We start from the raw sequence: 18,527 nt of genomic DNA on the forward strand, positions 1-18,527 counted from the left end.
CTGGCCGGCAACCCCGTGATCTTCGGTAGTGCCGGCCGCTGGCCGGCAACCCCGTGATCTTCGGTAGTGCCGGCCGCTGGCCGGCAATCCCGCGATCTTCGGTAGTGCCGGCCGCTGGCCGGCAACACGATAGAAAGAGAACGAAGGCAGAAAACCATGGCAACTCCCCTCGACCGCATCAAGATCCTCGAACCTCGCCATCCCAACCGCAGCACCGGCATCATCAACGGCCGCACCAGCGGCATCCTCAACTGGAACGACATCCCGTACCCGTCGTTCTATCGGGCCTACAAGGAGCTGTCGACCAATTTCTGGATTCCCGACGAGGTCGACATGAAGCTGGACGCCCGCCAGTACGGCGAGCTGAACGCGCGCGAAAAGAACGCCTACGACTCCATCATCGGCCTGCTCGCCACGCTCGATTCCCCGCAGACGCGCTTCATCTACAACGTGGCCGAGTACATCACCGACCCGGCCGCGCACGCCAACGCGGCGATCATCGGGCAGCAGGAAGTGATCCACAACGAGAGCTACAGCTACGTGCTGGCCTCGATCACCGACCTGCCGAACCAGAACCGCATCTTCGAGATCGCCCGTACCCACCCGACCATCATCAAGCGCAATGCGCCGATCATGGGGGCGTATGACGATTTCATGCGCGAGAAGACCGCCGAGACTCTGCTCAAGTCGTTGATCCAGTCCTCGATCCTGGAGGGCATCAATTTCTATTCCGGGTTCGCGTACTTCTACAACATGGTGCGGCAGAACCGCATGAATGGCACCGGCAAGATCATCAGCTTCATCAACCGCGACGAGCTGGCGCATACCAAATTCATCAGCGAGCTGATCCGCGCCATCATCGGCGAGAACCCGGAGCTGCAGACCAATGAGCTGACCGCCTACGTACACCAATCGTTCGAGCATGCCATCGAGCTGGAGACGCAGTGGTCGTCGGAGGTGCTGGATGGCATCGACGGCATCGACGTGGACGAGATGGTGCGCTACGTGAAGTACCGCGCCAACAAGATGGCCGGCATGCTCGGCATCGAACGCCTGTACAGCGATACCACCGACAACGTGATGCCGTGGATCAAGGCCTACGCCGACAACTTCACCGAAACCAAGACCGACTTCTTCGAGATGCGCAATGCAAGTTACAAGAAGACCAACGTCGACAACGGCTTCGACGACCTGTGAGTCCGGCGCCGCGCTGAGCATCCTGGTGGTGGTCGCCTCGTTGAGCGGCAATACCCGCGAACTTGGCCGGCAGATTGCCGAGCGCTGCCGCGCTGCCGGTCATGCGGTTCACTGGCAGGAGGCCGACGACCTGCGCCAGGCGCCGCCGCTGGCGGCCGACGAGGCCGACCTGGTGCTGCTGGGCTGCTGGACCGACAACGCCGGCCGCACGCCGTCGGAGATGAAGGCATGGGTGGCCGGCATCGCCGAACGCGGCGAGCGGCCGCGGCAGCTGGCGGTGTTCGGCACCGGCGAAACGCAGTGGGGGCAGGAGTACTACTGCGGCGCCGTGCACCGCCTGATCCGCTACTTCCGCAGCGACTATCCGCCGCTGGAAATCGAACAGATGCCGCATGGGCAACGCCATGCGGGGGCCATCGAGGCCTGGACCGACGCGGTCCTGGCCCACTATTGGAGCAACACCGATGCAGATCATCGACGCCACCACGCCTGAGCAGTTCCAGCAGCTGCTGGCCGAGCACCCGCGGGTGCTGGTGGATTTCCACAAGGACCAGTGCCCGGGGTGCCGGATGCTGGAGATGTCGTTGCACCGGGTGGCCAACAGCGCGGCGGGGCAGGGAACGACCCTGCTGCGCGTGCAGCTGGAAGTGCTGGGTGAGGCGTTCTTCAGGGAGCTGGGGCTGCGGCAGACGCCGACGCTGTCGCTGTTCCGTGACGGTGACGAACGTACGCGCCTGGCCGGATTCCAGTCGCCGCAACAGATCGAGGCCGCGATCGCGTTGCATCTGTAGCGTGGAGATGGTGGGGTCGGATCCCTTGCCAGAGGCAAGGGCTCTGACCCCGCATCGTGTAAAGGCATCCACGCATGGCGTGGATCTACTGGGTCCAACCCCTGGATCTGGCATCACCCGCCGCTGAAGGTATCCACCAGCAGCTTCACGTTCAATACCACGATCACCAGCGCGATCACCCAGGCAATCGCACCCAGCAAGCGCGGTGCGACCAACGCGCCCATCGTCATCTTGTCGGTTACGATCCGCACCAGTGGGATGATCGCGAACGGCAGCTGCATCGACAGCACCACCTGGCTCAGCACCAGCAGCTTTACCGCGCCCTGGTCGCCGAACAGCATGATCACCACCACCACCGGAATGATTGCCAGTGCGCGCGTGATCAGCCGCCGCAGCCACGGCGGCAGGCGCAGGTGCAGGAAACCTTCCATCACGATCTGGCCGGCCAGCGTGGCGGTTACTGTCGAATTCAGGCCCGACGCCAGCAGGGCCACTGCGAACAACGTCGCCGCCGCGCCCACCCCCAGCATCGGCGCCAGCAGCTGGTGGGCTTGTTCGATGTCTTCCACATCAAATCGGCCATTGGCATGGAACACCGCCGCCGCCAGGATCAGGATGCTGGCGTTGATGAACAGTGCCAGGGTCAGCGCAAGGGTGCTGTCGGTCACCGCCCAGCGCAGCGCGCTGCGACGGCCCTCATCGGTGCGCGGGTAGGCACGGGTCTGCACGATCGACGAATGCAGGTACAGGTTGTGCGGCATCACCGTGGCACCAATGATGCCGATCGCGATGTACAGCGCGTGCGGATCGGTCACTACCTGCGCGCGCGGAATGAAGCCGCCCAGCACGTCCATCACCGGCGGTGCGGCCAGCGCGATCTGCACCATGAAGCAGCCGAAGATCACCATCAGCAGCGCGATCACGAAGGCTTCCAGCGCCCGGAAGCCGCGGTTCATCAGCAGCAGCACCAGCAGCGTGTCCAGGGCGGTGATCACCGCGCCCCACAGCAGCGGCAGGTCGAACAGCAGCTTCAATGCGATCGCGGTGCCGATCACTTCGGCCAGGTCGCAGGCGATGATCGCCGCCTCGCACAGCGCCCACAGCGCCAGGTTCACCGGCTTCGGGTAACGCGCGCGGCAGGCCTGGGCCAGGTCCATGCCGGTGGCGATACCGAGCCGCGCAGACAGCGCCTGCAGGATCACCGCCATCAGGTTGGAAATGAGGATGACCGACAACAACAGGTAGCCGAAGCGCGAACCGCCGGCGAGGTCGGTGGCCCAGTTGCCCGGGTCCATGTAGCCGACCGAGATCATGTAGCCCGGGCCGAGGAAGGCCAGCAGGCGGAACCACCAGTGACCCTTGTCGGGCACCGCCACCGAGGCGTTGAGCGCACCCAGGCTGGCCGCAGTGGAGGCCGAAGGGTCGCGGGGCGCCAGGGTGTTCATGGGTCCGAATATAGCTCCTGCTATAGTCATTAGCAATGTGAAACAATCGTCTTTATCGCGTTACTGGTCCAGAATTCAGGTTCAACACCGGATCACCCCGGAAGGACAGGCGCAGGCGTGGGCAAGACCGACGATTCGACATCGCTGAAAAGCACCCCCTTGATCGAGGCCGAGCGCCAGGTCGAGAGCTTCCGGCAAGTGCGCGAGGCGCACCGGATGGAGCTGGTGGAGGACTATGTCGAGCTGATCTCGGACCTGCTGGCCGACGGCGGCGAGGCCCGCCAGGTCGACATCGCCACCCGCCTGGGCGTGGCCCAGCCCACCGTGGCGAAGATGCTGCGGCGCCTGGCCCGTGATGGCTGGGTGGTGCAGCGGCCGTACCGCGGTGTGTTCCTGACCCCGGAAGGCGAGGCGCTGGCACATGCCAGCCGCCAGCGCCACCAGACCGTGGAGCGATTCCTGCTGGCGCTGGGCGTGGACGCGGATACCGCGCGGCGCGATGCCGAGGGCATCGAGCACCATGTGAGCGAGCAGACGCTGGCCTTGTTCGAAGCGTTCGTGCGCAAGGCCGAGGGCGGGGCGCCGTAGCGGTGGCGCCGGGCCATGCCCGGCGGCATTTCGCGCGACCCTACAATCCAGGCGGGCAGCGTGCCTGTTCCTGCGCGCACGCCCGTTTCGTCCATTCCTTCAACACCGGCTGCAGGCCTTCATAGCGCCGGCCTTGCCAGCCATTGGCCAACACCGCGCCGTCGGCATCGATCAGCACCAGATTCGGCGGTGCCAGCCCAGCCAACGCCTGCAGTGCCGGCATGCGCGCGGCGCGGCGCGGGTCCAATACCGGCCACGGCATGTCCTGTGCATGCATGTAGCGGCGCAGTGCGCTCTCGCTCTCATCCAGGCTGACGTACACCACTTCGGTATCGGCGCCGGCCTCGCGCAACGCGTCGCGCACGCTGCGCAGCGTGGGTACGAAGGCATGGCACGGTGCACACCAGTCGGCGCCGAAGTACAGCGCCACCAGTTTCGGCGGCGGCGTCCACTGCATCGGTCGCAGCGAGCGCTGTTCCGGCCGCATCAGCGAGGCCGAAACCTGTGCGTGCAGGTCCGCAGCCACCGCCGGTGCGGCCAGCAGCGCGGCACAGGCCAGCAACAGCGCTCGCAGTGCTTCAGAACGCATAGCGCAGGTTGACGTACCACGAGCGCGCGAAACGCGGCCCGTAGACATAGTCGCTGTCACGCAGCGCGCCCATCTCCAGATCCTTCTGGCGCTGATCGAACACGTTCTTGACGCCTGCGGCTACCGACACTTCCTGCTGCGCCTGCGCGCCCAGATGCCGGTGCCAGCGCGCACCAAGATCGGTGACCAGGAACGAGCGCGTACGGTGCAGCTCGCCCAGCCGGTTGTTCAGCACCGCCATCGGGCCGGTGTGGCGCAGCGCGACGAAGGTTTCCCACGGCTCGGCGGGCATCCAGCTGAGCTGGGCCAGGCCGGTCCAGCGCGGGGTCTTCAGGTAGTCGCGGCTTTCGATCACGGTGTCGCCGCCATCGCCGGTGTCGTCGAAGATGCGCTGCGGTTCGCGGAAGCGTGAGCGGTACCACGAGGCACCGGCGGTCAGGCGCCACTGCGGCGACGGCTGCCAGCCGAGGTTGGTTTCCGCGCCCAGCACGTTGGAGCCGGAGGCGTTGTAGCGCAGCTGGCTCAGCTGTCCGTCATCGCCACGCTGGATCTCGCCCAGCGCGAAGGTGTCGCGGATGCGTGCATAGGAGGCAGTGGCATCCCAGCTCCACACCGGATTGGCCGGGTCCGAGCGCCAGTCGAAGCCGAACAGGGTGGTCAACGCGCGCTCTTCCTTCAGGCCATCGGTGTTGCGCACGCGCACCTGTTCGCCACCCAGCGTGTCGACATGCACGTCCTCGACGAAGATCTCGGGAGCACGGAAGCCGGTGGCGATGCCGGCACGCCACTTCAGGTTGGGCGTGGCCTGCCAGGCCAGCGCGATGCGCGGCGAGAACACCGCGCTGTCCAGTTCCGAGCTCTTGTCCACGCGTGCACCCAACACCAGGTCGACGTTGTCGCGCAGGCTCCACTCGTCCTGGATGAAGGCGCCCAGGTTGTGGAAGGTCGCATCCTCCAGTACCGCAAGACGCTGGCCGTCACCGGTGCGGTTGTCGTCGCGCAGCGCCTCGTGCTTGTACTGCACGCCGAAGGCCAGCGCGTGCGCACCCAACCGCCAGTTCAACTGGCTGTCGATGTAGTGCAGCGGGTTGTGGGTGCGGCCGTACTGGCGCCACGAACGCGAGGCCGCGCTGCCGGCCACGTTCGGGTCCAGCTGCGACGGGTCATAGCCCGGCGCGGACGGATCGGTGACTACGTCGCCCAGACCGCCATAGAAGCTGTCGCGGTCAATGTCGGCGAAGGCGTAGGCCAGGCGGAAATCGACGTCGGCATTGATTTCCTGGTCCCACGACACGCTGCCGCGGCGGTATTTCGTATCCAGCGATTCGGCGATGTTGGCCAGGTATTCCGGCTGGTCCAGGCGGTTGCCGCCACGCCGGGTTTCATCGGTCACCTGCAGGTCCAGGCGCAGCCGCGTTCCCGGCGTCGGTGCGTACCAGGCCTGCAGCCCGCCGACCTTGAGGTTCTTGCGGGTGATTTCGGTGTAGCCGTCACCGTTGTAGTCGATGCCGCTGTTCCAGTTGCGCTGGGCAATCACCGACAGGCCGGCGTCTGCTTCCTTGGCCACCAGGTCCAGCCGCACGTCGGCGTTCTTCTGCGGCGTGCCTTTCAGGACATCCACGCCGGCCTGCACATGGCCACCGCTGCGCGCCGGCAGCGGCGGAATCAGGTTGATCACACCGGCAACCGCACCCGGGCCGTACAGCGCCGAGCCACCGCCCTTGACCACTTCGATGCGGTCGACGAACCCGGCCGGGATCTGTTCCAGGCCGTACACGCTGCCCAGCGTGGACAGCAGCGGGATGCCATCGAACAGCAGCTGGTTGTAGGCACCGGGCAGGCCCAGCAGCTGTACTTCGCTGGTGTTGCAGTTCTGGCAGTTGCTTTCCACGCGCAGGCCGTTGATCAGCTCGGCGGCACGGGAGAAGTCGGTGGCCGCGCGCAACGCGATGTCTTCCTTGCGCAGCACTTCGGTGCGGATCGGGACATCGGACAGCAGGCGTTCGCTGCGGGTGGCGGTGCTGACTTTCACCTGCACGCGGTCCAGCTCGGTCGGCTTCGGTGTGGCGGCCAGTGCGGGCAGCGGCAGGGTCAGGGCGATGGCGGCGGCCAGGGGCAGCCGATGGAAGAGGGGTGTGGCAACGGGCATGAAGGCGTCGTCCTTGGGAGAGGAAAGGCGGCGAGGGCGACCTGGCTGACGCATATGAAAGCAGAGGGTTATAAATATAGCAACGGCTATATAAATAAGTCCGTGCAATCACGAAGCCGAAAGCGGGATCAGAACATCGCGGACGACGATGTTAGAACATTACAAATAAGCGCCAGAACCCTGCCGGATGTCATTCCCGGCAGGGTGCGAGGGGAGTTGAGGAACGCCGCCCCGGGCCTGGGCCCGGGGCGGCGTTGGCCTTACCAGGCGGCGCGCAGACCCACCTGGGCTCCATGGTTGCGGTAGCCGCTGTCGCCGCGCTGCACACGCAGGTCACCCCATGCGCTCCAACGCTGGCCCAGCTGCAGCTGGGCACCGGCCTGCACTTCGTAGCGGTTCTCCGGCGTCTTCGCGCTCAACGACTCGCTGTTGAAGCGCATGGCCTCATCGCGCTGGCCACGCAGCCAGTTCGCTGCCAGGAACGGCTGCACGCGGTTGCCCTGCAGCGTGCTCTGGCCAAACAGGCGCAGGCCGAGGCGGCTGTTGAGGCCGCCGCCGCGACCGTCTTCGACCGTGGTGCCATTGTTTTCAACCAGACTGTCGCCGTCGTAGTCGGTCCAGGTCAGCTGCGCCTGCGGCTGAAGGTACAGCGTGCTGGCCTCAGTGCTGCGGATGGCCCAGGCATAACCGGCTTCCAACGATGCACTGCGGGTCCTGGAGTCGTAGGTCTCACGGGCGATGCCTTCGCCCTGCACCTCGTTGTCGAAGCGCGCCGCCTGCAGCCAGCCGTCCACATACAGGCCGGCACTGCTCTGTGCATCCTGAACCCAGCCCAGGTAGACACCGGCCGACTTGCCCTTGACCTTGCCGCGGGTGCCATAACCGCTCAGCGTCGACACCGCCTGTGTGGTCGCCTCGCCGGTGCCGAGCATGACGCCGACCTGGCCACGGCCATCGCCCCAGCGCCAGACATCGCTGCCCAGCTGCAGGGTGTTGATGTGGGTACGGGCATCGACCTGGCCGGCCACGTTGGCTTGCAGCTGGTCACGCCCGGCGCGCACCCAGGTGCCGGTGCGGGCGCGGTCGAAACCGGGCTCGCCGCGGTCATGGCGGCGCAGCTGGAACATCTGCACGGCCGCGGCCTGGTTGGCCAGGTACGCGCCCGGCTCCGGACGCAGCACGGGGACCGGATCGACCGGATCGGTGGGATCAACCGGGTCCACGGGGTCGACCGGATCCACCGGCGTGCACTCCGGCAGCGACGGATTGATATCGCACGGATTGCCGGTGTAGACCGAGGTCAGGTACCAGTTGCCGTTGGCGGCGCCCGGCGAGCCTTTGTGCAGGAAGTACTCGTGCATGCCGCCGATGGCACGGCCCTGCAGAGTGAACTTGCCATTGCTGGCACCGTCCACCTGCACCAGCGGAATACCGTTGACGGTCTGTGCGCCAGCACCGGCAATGTTGTTGACGGTGACCTGGGTGGTGCCACTGGTGTCGCCGGTCACGTGCATGCGGGAGCTTGCTGCGTCGTCGCCGGCCAGCACGGTGTTGAAGTGCAGGGTGCCGCCATTGCCGGTGTAGTTGCCGTTGACGGTCAGCTGCGGATAGGCCGCGGTACCCGCTGCACCGAGGAAGATGTTGCTGCCTGCACCCAGGGTGAGGTTGCCGGTGTTGCTGTCGCCGGACAGCGTCCAGCGACCGCCCTGGTCGACGATGACGTCGGCCGGGCCGAGGATGCGGCCGGTGAGGTCGAGGCCGTCGAGCAGGCTGATCTTTGCGGTGGCGGTATCGGCAATGGTGATGTCGCCCTTGAGTATGGAGGTGCGCGCGGTGAAGTCGAGCAGGGCGTTGTCACGCGCTTCGATCATTACGCCGTTGCCGCCGGTAAGCGTGGCGCCGTTCTGAGCGATGATGCGGACGGTCTCGTCACTGCTACCGCGGGTGACGAGGATCGCGCTCCCCGCAGCTCCGGCGACCGAGGAACCATCGATTGTCAGTCCCCATTCGCTGAAGTTCTCCGCAAATCTTGTATCGCCGTTGTAGCTGACGGAGATGCCGTTGGTATCCCCTTTGACGGACGTCCCTGCGTTGAGATTGACCGTGGCGCCGGTGACGAGAATTCGGCTGTTGAACAGGGTGGCTTCGCTATCGAGGCGACCACCCGCCGATGCGGCGAAAGAGATGCCCCCTGTTCCGGCGACGGTGCTTCGAATCAATGACACATGAGAGCGTGGAAGCGCAGAAGCACCCACAGTCGTGGACAGCGTGATACGGCCGTCAATATTCGAGTCCTGGATGACGGCGTTGCTGTTGACCAGGCTGTTTATGCCTCCGCCGGTGACCGTGGCGTTCTGCAGCGCGATGGAAGCAGGGGCGCTGCCCGCGTAGCGACCGGTGATCGTGGAAGTTCTGGCGTTCTGGACGATCAGCGTTCCACCATTGGCGGAGAAGGCCTCACCTTCCAGCGTGCTGCCAGGCGTGACAGTTACTGTCTGCCCCGGGTTGACGGTTGCTGCGCCGGTTGCGCCTGCGGCACTGAAGAGCAATGAGGCGACTACGGCCAGGCCAAGTCGTGAGCGCACCGGGGGAGTGGAAGCAAGCATCGGCGTGAACTGCATCATGCGCATGAGTGTTTCTCCTTGAAGCTCATCGGGGTGGGACCTGCATCCGCAGGGCCGGAGGCGGCACTGTGCGGATCGGGTCTTGCCTGGGCCATGCAATTAATCTGAAACGACTGCAGCGGCACGTGCCGGGTTCAAACCCTGTTCAATAACTCACCAAACTGAATGGAGTGCGCGGTCTGAATAATTCAGCGTGCGTGAGATCTCAGTGAATGGCGCGTGCAGGATGTCCAACCTGCGCACTCGCGACACAGTTCTGTGATGGCGTCCACGGTTCACCGGCACGGCGGTGCCGTGTGGGGGGGGGCTGGAGTCGGGGTGTGCGGGGGCAGGGCCCATTCCTGCGGAAAGGGATCCGGCCAGGGGGAGCTTGATCAGCCGCGGCGGAAAGCGGCGGGGGTGCGGGCGCCGACGATGATCATGCGGATCATCGTAGAGATCTGCTCGACCAGTTCCGGATCCTTCTCCGGCGGCAGGTCCATGGCGGTGGCGCCCATCGCGAACACCAGCCGGGTGATGGCCTTGGCCACCAGTTCCGGGGCATGCAGTACGGCGCCATCCAGTGCGGCCAGGCGCACCAGGTCGTGCTGCAGCTCTTCTTCGAAGTAGTGCAGCTCGCGTTCGACCGCGTGCTTGAAGTCGTCCGAGCCGACCGCGCCTTCGCGCAGCAGCACGTGCAGCAGCTTGTCGTCGGCGCGCAGCTGCTCCATGAAGGTCTCCACGGAAACGCGCACCACGCTGGTGGCGGTGGAGGTGGCGCGCTGGCGGGCCTCGCCGATGATGGTGCGCAGCGAGCGGCCGGCGGCGTCGATCAGCGCCACGGCCAGTTCATCCATGTCGCGGAACTGACGGTAGAAGCTGTTCGGCGAGATGCCGGCCTCACGTGCCACTTCGCGCAGGCTGAGCGTCGACAGGCTGCGGTGCGGCCCGATCAGTTTCAGGGCGGCGGCCAGCAGATCCTCGCGGCTCACCGTACGGCGGGCCGGGCTGTTGGCATCTTCGGGCGTCGACAAGGCGGTGGCGGCGGCCATGGGGGTTCCGGTGGGGCGAGGCTGAATCATACCCAATCCGGTTCAATATACACATGTATACACAGGTGTATGTGCGCCCGTATAGTTCGCTCATGAGCGCTGTCGTCCGTCCGTCCCTGTTCTCTCCGTACCGCTGGGTCTCGCCGTCGCTGTTCGATTTCTGGGCGGGCCAGCTCAATCCCCTGTGGACCCTGCGCGAGCCGGTGGCCCGCCTGGTCCGGCGTGAGCCGGCCGGCGAGGGCGCGGCGACGCTGGTCCTGCGCACCAACCGTCACTGGGCCGGCATGCGCGCTGGCCAGCACGTCACCCTCGGCGTCGAGATTGAAGGACGCCTGTGGCAGCGCAGCTACAGCCCCACCGCACTGGGTCGGCGCGAGCTGGCGATCACCGTCAAGGCGATCGACGGCGGCCGGGTGAGCCAGCATCTGGTCAACCACGCGCAGCCGGGCGAACTGTTCCGCCTCGATGCCGCCTTCGGCGAGTTCCATATGCCGGCCGCGGCGCCGGTGCTGCTGCTGGCGGCTGGCAGTGGCATCACGCCGATGCGCAGCCTGCTACGCGAGTCCTGCCAGCGCCCGCTGGAAGCGCCGGTGGACCTGTTCTACTGGGAGCGCACCGCCGCCCATCTGCAGTTCCGTGATGAACTGCAGGCGCTGGCCGCGGCCCATCCGAACCTGCGCGTGCACCTGCTGACCACCCGCGAGGGTGAGGCGCCGGCGGCGCGAATCGATACCCATGATCTGCAGGTGGCCGGCGATGACACGCCGCTGGCGCAGCGCCATGTGCTGGCCTGCGGCCCGGACGGCTTCGTTGCTGCCGCGCGTGAGCGCCTGGCGCACCAGGTGGCTGGCTTCCAGGCCGAAGCCTTCACCCCGCCGGCGCCGCTGCGCGATGCCATCAGCGAAGGCGAGGTGTCGCTGACGCTTGCGCGCAGTGGTCGCCAGCTGAGCGTGCCGCGCGGCCGCTCGCTGCTGGAAAGCCTGGAAGCCCATGGCATCAAGCCCAAGCATGGTTGCCGCATGGGCATCTGCAATACCTGCACCTGTGATCGCGTCAGTGGCGCCACCCGCCATCTGCGCACCGGCGACCTGCAGTCCGAATCGGCACAGCCGGTGCGGATCTGCGTGAGCGCACCGACCACCGACCTGACTTTGGATCTCTGAGGACGCCTGCCATGACCCGCGCTACCGACCGTGCCCTGAGTACTGCCGAGATGCATGCCTTCGGTGAGGAACTGGACGCGATCCGCGACCGTGTGATCGGCAGCCTCGGCGCCTCCGATACCCGCTACATCCGCCGCGTTGCCGCCGCCGTGCGTTGGTTCGGCGTGGGCGGCCGTGGCCTGCTGTTCCTGGCGGCGTTCTCGCCACTGTTCTGGATGCCGCTGCTGTGGCCGGCCGCGATCACCGGCACGCTGCTGCTGGCGCTGTCGAAGATCCTGGAGAACATGGAGCTGGGCCACAACGTCATGCATGGCCAGTTCGACTGGACCGGCGACCCCAAGCTCAACGGCAACACCTACGAGTGGGACATCGTTGCCACCGCCGACAACTGGCGCAAGACCCACAATTTCCGCCACCACACCTACACCAACGTGCGTGGCATGGACGATGACATCGGCTACGGCCTGCTGCGCATCTTCCCGGAACAGCGCTGGAAGCCGTTCTACCTGCTGCAGCCGATCATCGCACCGATCTTCGCGCTGCTGTTCCAGTGGGGCGTGGCCGCGCAGGACCTGCGCCTGGGCCGTTGGCTGAAGGGCCGCATCAGCGGCCGTGCGATGTGGATGCAGACCCGCCCGGTGGCGCGGAAAATGGCCCGCCAGGTGCTGAAGGACTACGTGTTCTTCCCGCTGCTGGCCGGCCCGTTCTTCCTCACCGTGATGCTGGGCAACATGGTGGCCAACGGCCTGCGCAACATCTGGACCTACGTGATCATCTTCTGCGGCCACTTCACCGCCGAATCGGAAACCTTCCCGAAGGAATGCCTGCGCAATGAATCGCGCGGCCACTGGTACCTGCGCCAGCTGCGCGGCTCGTCCAACATCAGTGGCGGCTTCCTGATCAACGTGCTGTCGGGCAACCTCAGCCACCAGATCGAGCACCACTTCTACCCGGACCTGCCGGCCAACCGCTATGCGGCCATCGCCAAGGAAGTGAAGGACATCTGCCGCCGTTACGGCCAGCACTACAACAACGGCTCGTTGCCGCGCCAGTTCGGCCAGGTGGTCTGGCGCATCCTGCGTCACGCGTTCCCGAGCAAGCCGCGCCGCCTGCCGATGTCGGACATCATGTCCGCACCGGCATCGGCCAACGCGGGCTGATCGACTCAGCCCGCTTTCGCCAGGTCCGCCTGCTCGCGGTCCAGGCGTCGCAGGAACACCTGCATTTCCTTGCGCGCCTGCTGGTCGCCCTTGCTGCCGGCCACGCTCAGGCCGCGTTGCCATGCTTCGCGCGCCGCCTGCGGCTGGCCACTGGCCAGCCAGGCTTTGCCCAGGAGCTTCCAGGCCGCCGAGTACTGCGGATCAAGCACCACGCAACGGCCCAGATGGGTCGCCGCGCGCACCGGGTTGCCGGCATCCAGCCAGCCCTTGCCCAGGCCGAAGCGCAGCAGCGCGCCGTCCTTGCCGGCGGCGAGCATGCATTCCAGAGCCTCGATGTTCATCAGCGCACCTCCACCAGCAGCTCGGCCGGGCCGGGCTGGAAGCGGCCGCGATGGAACAGCAGCGGCGCGCCGCCGTTCTCGTGCACGTCGATGATGCGGCCGGCCAGCAGCAGGTGATCGCCCACCGGCCACTGTGCGTGGCGGGTACAGGTGAGATGGGCGACCGCACCGGCGATGCGCGGTGGGGCGTCCTCGTCGTCATCCAGCAATGCCAGGCCATCGAAGCGGTTGCGCACCTGCGGATCGGCAAAGCGCCGGGCCAGCGCTTCCTGGTCGGCCGCCAGCACGCTGATCGCAAAGCGGGTGGCGCGCTGGAAGGTGGACAGGCTCTGCGCGTGCAACGCCAGATTCCACAGCACCAGCGGCGGCTGCAATGACACCGGCACGAACGAATTGATGGTCAGGCCGATGGGCTTGCCCTGCGCATCGCGCGCGCAGACGATGGCCACGCCGGTAGGAAAGTGGCCGAGCAGCCGCCGCAGTGCACGCGGCGGCATCTCGACCGACGGCACCGGGGCCGGGGCGGGGAAGACCCCCGCCCACGGCCCGGCGTACGGCAGTGTCTCGCCGCTCATGAGGCCCTGGCCTGGCGGTAGCGCCGGCCGACCTCGGCCCAGTTGATGATGTTGAAGAACGCACCGATGTAGTCCGGGCGACGGTTCTGGTAGTGCAGGTAGTAGGCGTGTTCCCAGACATCCAGTGCGAGGATCGGGGTGTTGCCCGACAGGCCCACGGCTGCACCCATCAACGGGCTGTCCTGGTTGGCGCTGCTTTCCACCTGCAGGCGGCCATCGCGATCGCTGGTCAGCCAGGCCCAGCCGCTGCCGAAGCGGGTCTGCGCCGCCTTGGTGAAGGCGTCCTTGAAGGCATCGAAGCCGCCAAGATCGCGGTCGATGGCGGCGGCCAGCTCACCATCGGGTGCACCACCGTGGGGGCTGAGCACGGTCCAGAACAGGCTGTGGTTGGCGTGGCCACCGCCGTTGTTGCGGACCGCGCCACGCTGGGCCTCGGGCACGGCATCCAGGTTGGCGATCAGCGCCTCGACCGGCTGCTCGGCGATGCCGGCCTGCTCGATGGCGGCGTTGAGGTTGTTGACGTAGGTCTGGTGGTGCTTGCTGTGGTGGATCTCCATCGTGCGCGCATCGAAATGCGGCTCAAGGGCGTCGTAGGCGTAGGGGAGCGGGGGAAGCGAGTACGACATCGAAGCAATCTCCGTGGGGAAGGCCAGAGGGCTGGCCGTGGGGAGATCGTTATCGCACCTCAACATTGGTTGAGGTCAAGGGGCGGGATTGAAATGCGTGCGCGTTCATCGCTTTGATTCTTCCTGGTAGGCAGGGGCTGATGGGTCAGCGCAGGACACGCCGTGAACCCATCCATGGGGGCTCGATGGCGCCATCCATGGCGCCAACGGTCCTGCGCTGACCCATCAGCCCCTGCAGGACAGCTCCCTGCGCTTGCGCGGAGACGGAGTCAAAGGCAGGAGCAGGAGCGGCATGGTAGTGCCGGCGGCTGGCCGGCATGCGGGCAAGGTCGGGTTGCCGGCCAGCGGCCGACACTACCAGAACCCGCTTTTCGAACCTCACCGGCGCGCTGATGTGTTGCCCGCGCTCGCAGGAAACCGTCCGATGGCGGGGGAAGGGGCTGGCCGGGACCGTTGGCGCCATGGATGGCGCCATCGAGCCCCCATGGATGGGTTTACGGCGTGTCCCGGCCAGCCCCTTCCCCCGCCATAACCGATATCAACAAAAGCGCCGGCAGGCGAACCAGCCGCCAGCGCTTTCATCAACTCAACTCAACCAGTCCTTGCACGCACCATCAACCTGTTCGCCGCACGCCTGCTGCATCCGCTGCTGCAGCCGCGCCAGCGTCTCCGCACCCTGGTGCTTGCCGCTCCACGCCTTCAACTGCCCGGCCAGGCGCTCGAAGCGCTGGCGGGTGCGCTGGTGGTAGCCCGACGGCTGCGCTTCCAGTTCGGCGATCAGTGAGGCGGTGGCCTGCTCGATGCGCGGTGCGTCGTCCGGTGCCAGCTTCAGCAACCCTTCCACGTACAGCACGCCCCACTGCACGCGGGTGGCCGGGCCCTGTGCACCGTCGTAGGCGCGCTTCAACCACTCCAGTGCACCGGCGGTATCGCCGCGCTGCTCGGCCAGTTCGGCCAGCTCGGGCATGTAGTAATACGGCTGTTCGCTGCGCTTCAGCTCGGCCAGCAACAGCGCCTCGGCACCGGCGTCGTCGCCAACCTCGCGCAGCGCATGGACCGCGCTGCTGATCGTGGCCTGGCGCGCATGCGCATCGGTGGCGGCGGCATCGGCAGAGGCCACGCGCTGCTTGACCCGATCAACCAGGGCCGCGGGCAGTGCACCCTTCGGCTGCTGCTGGCGGGCCAGCGATACTTCGGTCAGCGCACGCGACAACGCGTCGTCGGCGCGATCACCGCGCTCGGCATCTGCGCGCTCCAGTGCGACCAGCAGCTGCTGTCCCAGCGTGTTGCTGGTGGCCGGCCCGGCACTGGCCTGCTTGACCAGTTGCACGCCCGCATAGCCCAGCAGCTCCCGGTTGCGGCGCACTTCCGCCGGTTGCGCCAGCACCGCCTGCAGCAGCTCGCGTACTTCGGTGGGTGAGGCATCGGGCTTTTCGGCCGTTGCCAAGGCAAGCAGAGCGAAGCGGCGCTGCAGGGCGGCATCCGGTGCCGCCTTGGACAACTGGCGCAGTACGACCTGGCTCTTGCGCTCGCCGGCGAGGCGGTTGGCGTCCACTTCCCAGCCGTAGTCGCCCAGCACCTGCCAGTCTTCGGCGGCCAGGCGGTCCGGCGTTGCCAACGCGGTGGCCAAGGTGGCGGCGACGGCACTGCGGCGGCCTGCGGCAACGGTCAGTGCACGGGTCAGTTCGGCGGCGTCGTTGCCGCCGGCCACGCGGGTGATTTCGTTGCGCTGTGGGTCCAGCACGATCAGGGTCGGATAGCCGCGTACGCCGAAGCGCTCGCCCCAGGCCTGCGCACCTTCCTCGTCGCCATCCAGATAGACGGGCACGAATTTGCTGGTCAGCGCGATGAAGGCCGGGTCCTTGAACAGGCCGGCCTTGAGCTGGTTGCACGGCGGGCACCAGACCGCGCCCCAGTACAGCAGCACCGGCTTGCCGCTGTCGGCGGCTTCGGCGAAGGCATCGTCCACATCGCCCTGGCGCCAGGCGATGGCGGACGCCGGCGCGGGTGCCTCAGCGGAGTTGGCGGTGGAAACCGGGGCCGGGGTGCAGGCGCTCAGCGCCGAAGCCAGCAGCAACACGGAAAGCGCGACGCGCATCGGCAGCATCTCGAAGGGCAGGGTGACAGGCCATTGTAGGAACCGCCGGGGAGCCCGCTGATTCAGTTTGCTCATGACGGGCGTGCTGCAGGGCATGACGCCCACCGGGCATTGCCGGGCAACGCCGGGCGGATGCCTTCAGGCCGCTGCCCGCACCATCTGCTGATACACCAACCCATTGAACTCGCCGACGTCACCGTCCAGCGCAAAGCCATAGCGCAGGTAGGTCGGTACTGCATTGAGCGAGGCGCGCACGGTCAGGACCGGCTCGCGCACCTGTGGAAGCACCGCCTCGAACAAAGCATGGCCGATGCCCTGGCCCTGGCAGGCGGGATCGACGAACAGCATCGCAAGATGCCGACCCTCCTTCAGTTCGATCACGCCGATGACACGGCCGTCCTGCTCGGCCACCAGGATGTGGTTGTCACCGTGCAGGCGCGCGCCGAACGCTTCGGCAGCGGCGACACTGCCGAAGGTGGCGATGCCGGCCGCGCTGAGCGAAGGCGCGACCGCCGCAGTGAACGCGGCCAGGCACACCGCGCTGATCGCAGGCAGGTCATCGACGTGGGCAGGGCGGATCGTCGGCATGCAGTGTTCTTCCGGTAGTGGGCGGCGCGTCATCGTTGCCGCAGGCCTGCACGCTAAGCTGGCGGCATGAGTGATTTCAATCCTGCTTACGCTGCCTTGTTTCCGCAACAGGGCCTGAGCCTGGGCTTGATGACGCCTGTCGCCGCGCATGGACTGGCCGATCCGAATGAGGCGCGGCGCATTGCGCGACTGGCCGATGATCTGGGCTTTGCCGCATTGTGGACGCGTGATGTACCACTGATGGTGCCGCAGGGTCCGGACGCGACAGCAAGCGCGCTGGATGACCCGTTTCTGTGGCTGGGCATGCTGGCTGCCGCGACCGGACGCATCGTGGTCGGCAGCGCGGCCATCGTGCTGCCATTGCGGCAGCCGCTGCAGGTGGCGAAGTCGGCCTTGAGCCTGGACCGGATCAGCGGCGGGCGCTTCGTGCTGGGCCTGGGTTCGGGTGACCGACCGGAAGAGTTCGCCGCATTCGGCGAGGATCTGGAGGGCAGGGCGGCGACGTTCCGTGAGCGCTGGACCTTGTTGCGGGCGGCGCTGTCACCGGAGGCCGATGAGCGGACGGCCGTACTGCAGGCGACGGGTGGCTTCGACGTGCTGCCGGCGTCGGCAACCCGCATCCCGATGCTGGTGGTGGGTACCGCGCGGCAGAGCCTGCAGTGGGTCGCGCGCGAGGCCGAAGGCTGGGCCACCTATCACCGCGAGGAGGCCGCGCAGGAAGGACGCATCGGCCTGTGGCAGCAGGCGCTGGTGCAGCGTGGTGGGCCAGCCAAGCCGTTCGTGCAGTCGATGCTGCTGGACCTGCAGGCCGATCCGCAGGCGCCAGCCGAGCCGCTGCCGCTGGGCCTGAAGGTCGGCCGCGATGGCCTGCGTGACTACCTGCTGCGCGTGCATGCGCAGGGCGTGGCGCACGTGATGTTCAACCTGGTCGACAACGGGCGGCCGATGGACGCGGTGCTGCGTGAGATCGGGGAGCACGTTCTGCCACACGCGCTCCGGTAGCTGTCCACCTCGGTGGGCTCCAGCGGTCGCGCACGGCTCGACTCTACATGGGGTTCGCATCTGCGTATCATTCGCATTTGATACCCCCATGCCGGAGCCCCACGTGACCCAACATTCCCCCATGCACCCGACCGGACGTCTGTTCGCCGCGGTCGCTTTCATCGAGGCCGTGACCTGGGCCGGCCTGCTCATCGGCATGTGGATGAAGTACGGCCCGATGGCCAACGTGGCGCTGGTGAAGCTGTTCGGGCCGCTGCACGGCGTGGCCTTCCTGGTCTATGTGGCAGTCACCCTGTTCGCGGCGGTGCGCCTGCGCTGGCCGTGGTGGGCCAGTGCGCTGGCGCTGCTGGCAGCCATCCCGCCGCTGGTGACGCTGCCGCTGGAGTGGTGGTTCAAGCGCCGTGGCCTGCTCGGCCTGCATGCAATGCGCTGAACCCACTGTTGCGCGCCCATTCAAGAGAATGGGTATCAAATGCAAATACGAGCCGTTATCATTTAAGGGTGGCGTCCGGTCCTGAGCAGGGCCGGTGCCGGGCGGGGTGCGCAGGCGTGCCCGGCCA

18 protein-coding genes are annotated in these 18,527 nt (G+C 66.8%); 8 read left to right on the forward strand and 10 right to left on the reverse strand.

Features of this window, described 5'->3' with window-relative positions; all coding sequences use genetic code 11:
* Positions 1-156: 156 nt before the first annotated feature.
* From AC5P5R_RS20340 to AC5P5R_RS20350, 3 genes are read left to right on the forward strand one after another with little or no spacing between them, the layout of a single operon-like run.
* Positions 157-1,197 (forward strand): ribonucleotide-diphosphate reductase subunit beta, encoded by a 1,041-nt coding sequence (locus tag AC5P5R_RS20340; RefSeq protein ID WP_024957408.1) that lies wholly within the window; start codon positions 157-159, stop codon positions 1,195-1,197.
* Positions 1,198-1,222: 25 nt separating this feature from the next.
* Entirely contained in the window at positions 1,223-1,690 is a 468-nt protein-coding gene (locus AC5P5R_RS20345) for a flavodoxin (protein ID WP_012480523.1), read from the forward strand.
* Complete coding sequence (locus AC5P5R_RS20350; protein ID WP_043035264.1) at positions 1,662-1,988, forward strand: thioredoxin family protein; 327 nt, start codon at positions 1,662-1,664, stop codon at positions 1,986-1,988. Before AC5P5R_RS20345 ends, AC5P5R_RS20350 begins: the two co-directional genes overlap by 29 nt.
* A 113-nt stretch (positions 1,989-2,101) precedes the next feature.
* On the opposite strand, the gene AC5P5R_RS20355 is transcribed toward AC5P5R_RS20350, so the two are convergent.
* Positions 2,102-3,433: an Nramp family divalent metal transporter gene (locus AC5P5R_RS20355; RefSeq protein WP_043035263.1), complete on the reverse strand. Its 1,332-nt coding sequence runs from the start codon at positions 3,431-3,433 to the stop codon at positions 2,102-2,104.
* A gap of 117 nt (positions 3,434-3,550) precedes the next feature.
* Between AC5P5R_RS20355 and mntR the strand changes: the two genes are divergently transcribed.
* Complete coding sequence (gene mntR / locus AC5P5R_RS20360; RefSeq protein ID WP_005413716.1) at positions 3,551-4,021, forward strand: manganese-binding transcriptional regulator MntR; 471 nt, start codon at positions 3,551-3,553, stop codon at positions 4,019-4,021.
* Between the two features lie 40 nt (positions 4,022-4,061).
* On the opposite strand, the gene AC5P5R_RS20365 is transcribed toward mntR, so the two are convergent.
* The 4 genes from AC5P5R_RS20365 to fabR form a co-directional block, all read right to left on the reverse strand.
* Positions 4,062-4,610 (reverse strand): thioredoxin-like domain-containing protein, encoded by a 549-nt coding sequence (locus AC5P5R_RS20365; RefSeq protein WP_049396543.1) that lies wholly within the window; start codon positions 4,608-4,610, stop codon positions 4,062-4,064.
* The gene (locus AC5P5R_RS20370) at positions 4,600-6,759 is read right to left on the reverse strand and encodes a TonB-dependent receptor plug domain-containing protein (protein WP_044570396.1); all 2,160 of its coding nucleotides are present in this window, start codon (positions 6,757-6,759) and stop codon (positions 4,600-4,602) included. Before AC5P5R_RS20370 ends, AC5P5R_RS20365 begins: the two co-directional genes overlap by 11 nt.
* Before the next feature lie 260 nt (positions 6,760-7,019).
* A complete protein-coding gene (locus AC5P5R_RS20375) occupies positions 7,020-9,389 on the reverse strand; it encodes an autotransporter family protein (protein WP_164281596.1) in 2,370 nt (789 codons plus the stop codon).
* A 368-nt stretch (positions 9,390-9,757) separates the two neighbouring features.
* A complete protein-coding gene (fabR, locus tag AC5P5R_RS20380) occupies positions 9,758-10,414 on the reverse strand; it encodes an HTH-type transcriptional repressor FabR (RefSeq protein WP_049396173.1) in 657 nt (218 codons plus the stop codon).
* Positions 10,415-10,506: 92 nt separating this feature from the next.
* On the opposite strand from fabR, the gene AC5P5R_RS20385 reads away from it, so the two are divergent.
* Both AC5P5R_RS20385 and AC5P5R_RS20390 read left to right on the forward strand, forming a co-directional pair.
* The gene (locus AC5P5R_RS20385; RefSeq protein WP_164281595.1) at positions 10,507-11,577 is read left to right on the forward strand and encodes a ferredoxin reductase; all 1,071 of its coding nucleotides are present in this window, start codon (positions 10,507-10,509) and stop codon (positions 11,575-11,577) included.
* Between the two features lie 11 nt (positions 11,578-11,588).
* Positions 11,589-12,737, forward strand: a complete 1,149-nt coding sequence (locus tag AC5P5R_RS20390) for a fatty acid desaturase family protein (RefSeq protein WP_005413710.1) — start codon at positions 11,589-11,591, stop codon at positions 12,735-12,737.
* Between the two features lie 5 nt (positions 12,738-12,742).
* Here the strand turns inward: AC5P5R_RS20390 and AC5P5R_RS20395 are convergent, their stop codons facing one another.
* From AC5P5R_RS20395 to AC5P5R_RS20415, 5 genes are all read right to left on the reverse strand, one after another.
* Entirely contained in the window at positions 12,743-13,078 is a 336-nt protein-coding gene (locus AC5P5R_RS20395; RefSeq protein ID WP_005409958.1) for a tetratricopeptide repeat protein, read from the reverse strand.
* Positions 13,078-13,653 carry a flavin reductase family protein gene (locus AC5P5R_RS20400; RefSeq protein ID WP_012480517.1) on the reverse strand — a complete coding sequence of 192 codons (576 nt, stop codon included), beginning with the start codon at positions 13,651-13,653 and terminating at the stop codon, positions 13,078-13,080. The genes AC5P5R_RS20395 and AC5P5R_RS20400 overlap by 1 nt, the downstream gene beginning before the upstream one ends.
* A complete protein-coding gene (locus AC5P5R_RS20405) occupies positions 13,650-14,279 on the reverse strand; it encodes a superoxide dismutase (RefSeq protein ID WP_012480516.1) in 630 nt (209 codons plus the stop codon). Before AC5P5R_RS20405 ends, AC5P5R_RS20400 begins: the two co-directional genes overlap by 4 nt.
* 586 nt (positions 14,280-14,865) lie before the next feature.
* A complete protein-coding gene (locus AC5P5R_RS20410; RefSeq protein WP_100438597.1) occupies positions 14,866-16,386 on the reverse strand; it encodes a thioredoxin family protein in 1,521 nt (506 codons plus the stop codon).
* Between the two features lie 129 nt (positions 16,387-16,515).
* Positions 16,516-16,965 (reverse strand): GNAT family N-acetyltransferase, encoded by a 450-nt coding sequence (locus tag AC5P5R_RS20415; RefSeq protein WP_012480514.1) that lies wholly within the window; start codon positions 16,963-16,965, stop codon positions 16,516-16,518.
* Positions 16,966-17,031: 66 nt separating this feature from the next.
* Between AC5P5R_RS20415 and AC5P5R_RS20420 the strand changes: the two genes are divergently transcribed.
* Entirely contained in the window at positions 17,032-17,967 is a 936-nt protein-coding gene (locus AC5P5R_RS20420) for a TIGR03571 family LLM class oxidoreductase (protein ID WP_100438595.1), read from the forward strand.
* A gap of 121 nt (positions 17,968-18,088) precedes the next feature.
* On the forward strand, positions 18,089-18,400 hold the full coding sequence (locus tag AC5P5R_RS20425; RefSeq protein WP_005413704.1) for a DUF3817 domain-containing protein: 312 nt from the start codon (positions 18,089-18,091) through the stop codon (positions 18,398-18,400).
* Positions 18,401-18,527: the final 127 nt, after the last annotated feature.

It is taken from the genome of Stenotrophomonas sp. YJH_SMC_19 (assembly GCF_059367915.1).

Coding starts and splice junctions, on each gene's coding strand:
- AC5P5R_RS20340 (WP_024957408.1), top strand. CDS start 157: ATGGCAACTCCCCTCGACCGCATCAAGATCCTCGAACCTCGCCATCCC.
- AC5P5R_RS20350 (WP_043035264.1), top strand. CDS start 1,662: ATGCAGATCATCGACGCCACCACGCCTGAGCAGTTCCAGCAGCTGCTG.
- AC5P5R_RS20355 (WP_043035263.1), bottom strand. CDS start 3,433: ATGAACACCCTGGCGCCCCGCGACCCTTCGGCCTCCACTGCGGCCAGC.
- AC5P5R_RS20365 (WP_049396543.1), bottom strand. CDS start 4,610: ATGCGTTCTGAAGCACTGCGAGCGCTGTTGCTGGCCTGTGCCGCGCTG.
- AC5P5R_RS20370 (WP_044570396.1), bottom strand. CDS start 6,759: ATGCCCGTTGCCACACCCCTCTTCCATCGGCTGCCCCTGGCCGCCGCC.
- AC5P5R_RS20375 (WP_164281596.1), bottom strand. CDS start 9,389: ATGCGCATGATGCAGTTCACGCCGATGCTTGCTTCCACTCCCCCGGTG.
- fabR (WP_049396173.1), bottom strand. CDS start 10,414: ATGGCCGCCGCCACCGCCTTGTCGACGCCCGAAGATGCCAACAGCCCG.
- AC5P5R_RS20385 (WP_164281595.1), top strand. CDS start 10,507: ATGAGCGCTGTCGTCCGTCCGTCCCTGTTCTCTCCGTACCGCTGGGTC.
- AC5P5R_RS20390 (WP_005413710.1), top strand. CDS start 11,589: ATGACCCGCGCTACCGACCGTGCCCTGAGTACTGCCGAGATGCATGCC.
- AC5P5R_RS20395 (WP_005409958.1), bottom strand. CDS start 13,078: ATGAACATCGAGGCTCTGGAATGCATGCTCGCCGCCGGCAAGGACGGC.
- AC5P5R_RS20400 (WP_012480517.1), bottom strand. CDS start 13,653: ATGAGCGGCGAGACACTGCCGTACGCCGGGCCGTGGGCGGGGGTCTTC.
- AC5P5R_RS20405 (WP_012480516.1), bottom strand. CDS start 14,279: ATGTCGTACTCGCTTCCCCCGCTCCCCTACGCCTACGACGCCCTTGAG.
- AC5P5R_RS20410 (WP_100438597.1), bottom strand. CDS start 16,386: ATGCTGCCGATGCGCGTCGCGCTTTCCGTGTTGCTGCTGGCTTCGGCG.
- AC5P5R_RS20415 (WP_012480514.1), bottom strand. CDS start 16,965: ATGCCGACGATCCGCCCTGCCCACGTCGATGACCTGCCTGCGATCAGC.
- AC5P5R_RS20420 (WP_100438595.1), top strand. CDS start 17,032: ATGAGTGATTTCAATCCTGCTTACGCTGCCTTGTTTCCGCAACAGGGC.
- AC5P5R_RS20425 (WP_005413704.1), top strand. CDS start 18,089: ATGCACCCGACCGGACGTCTGTTCGCCGCGGTCGCTTTCATCGAGGCC.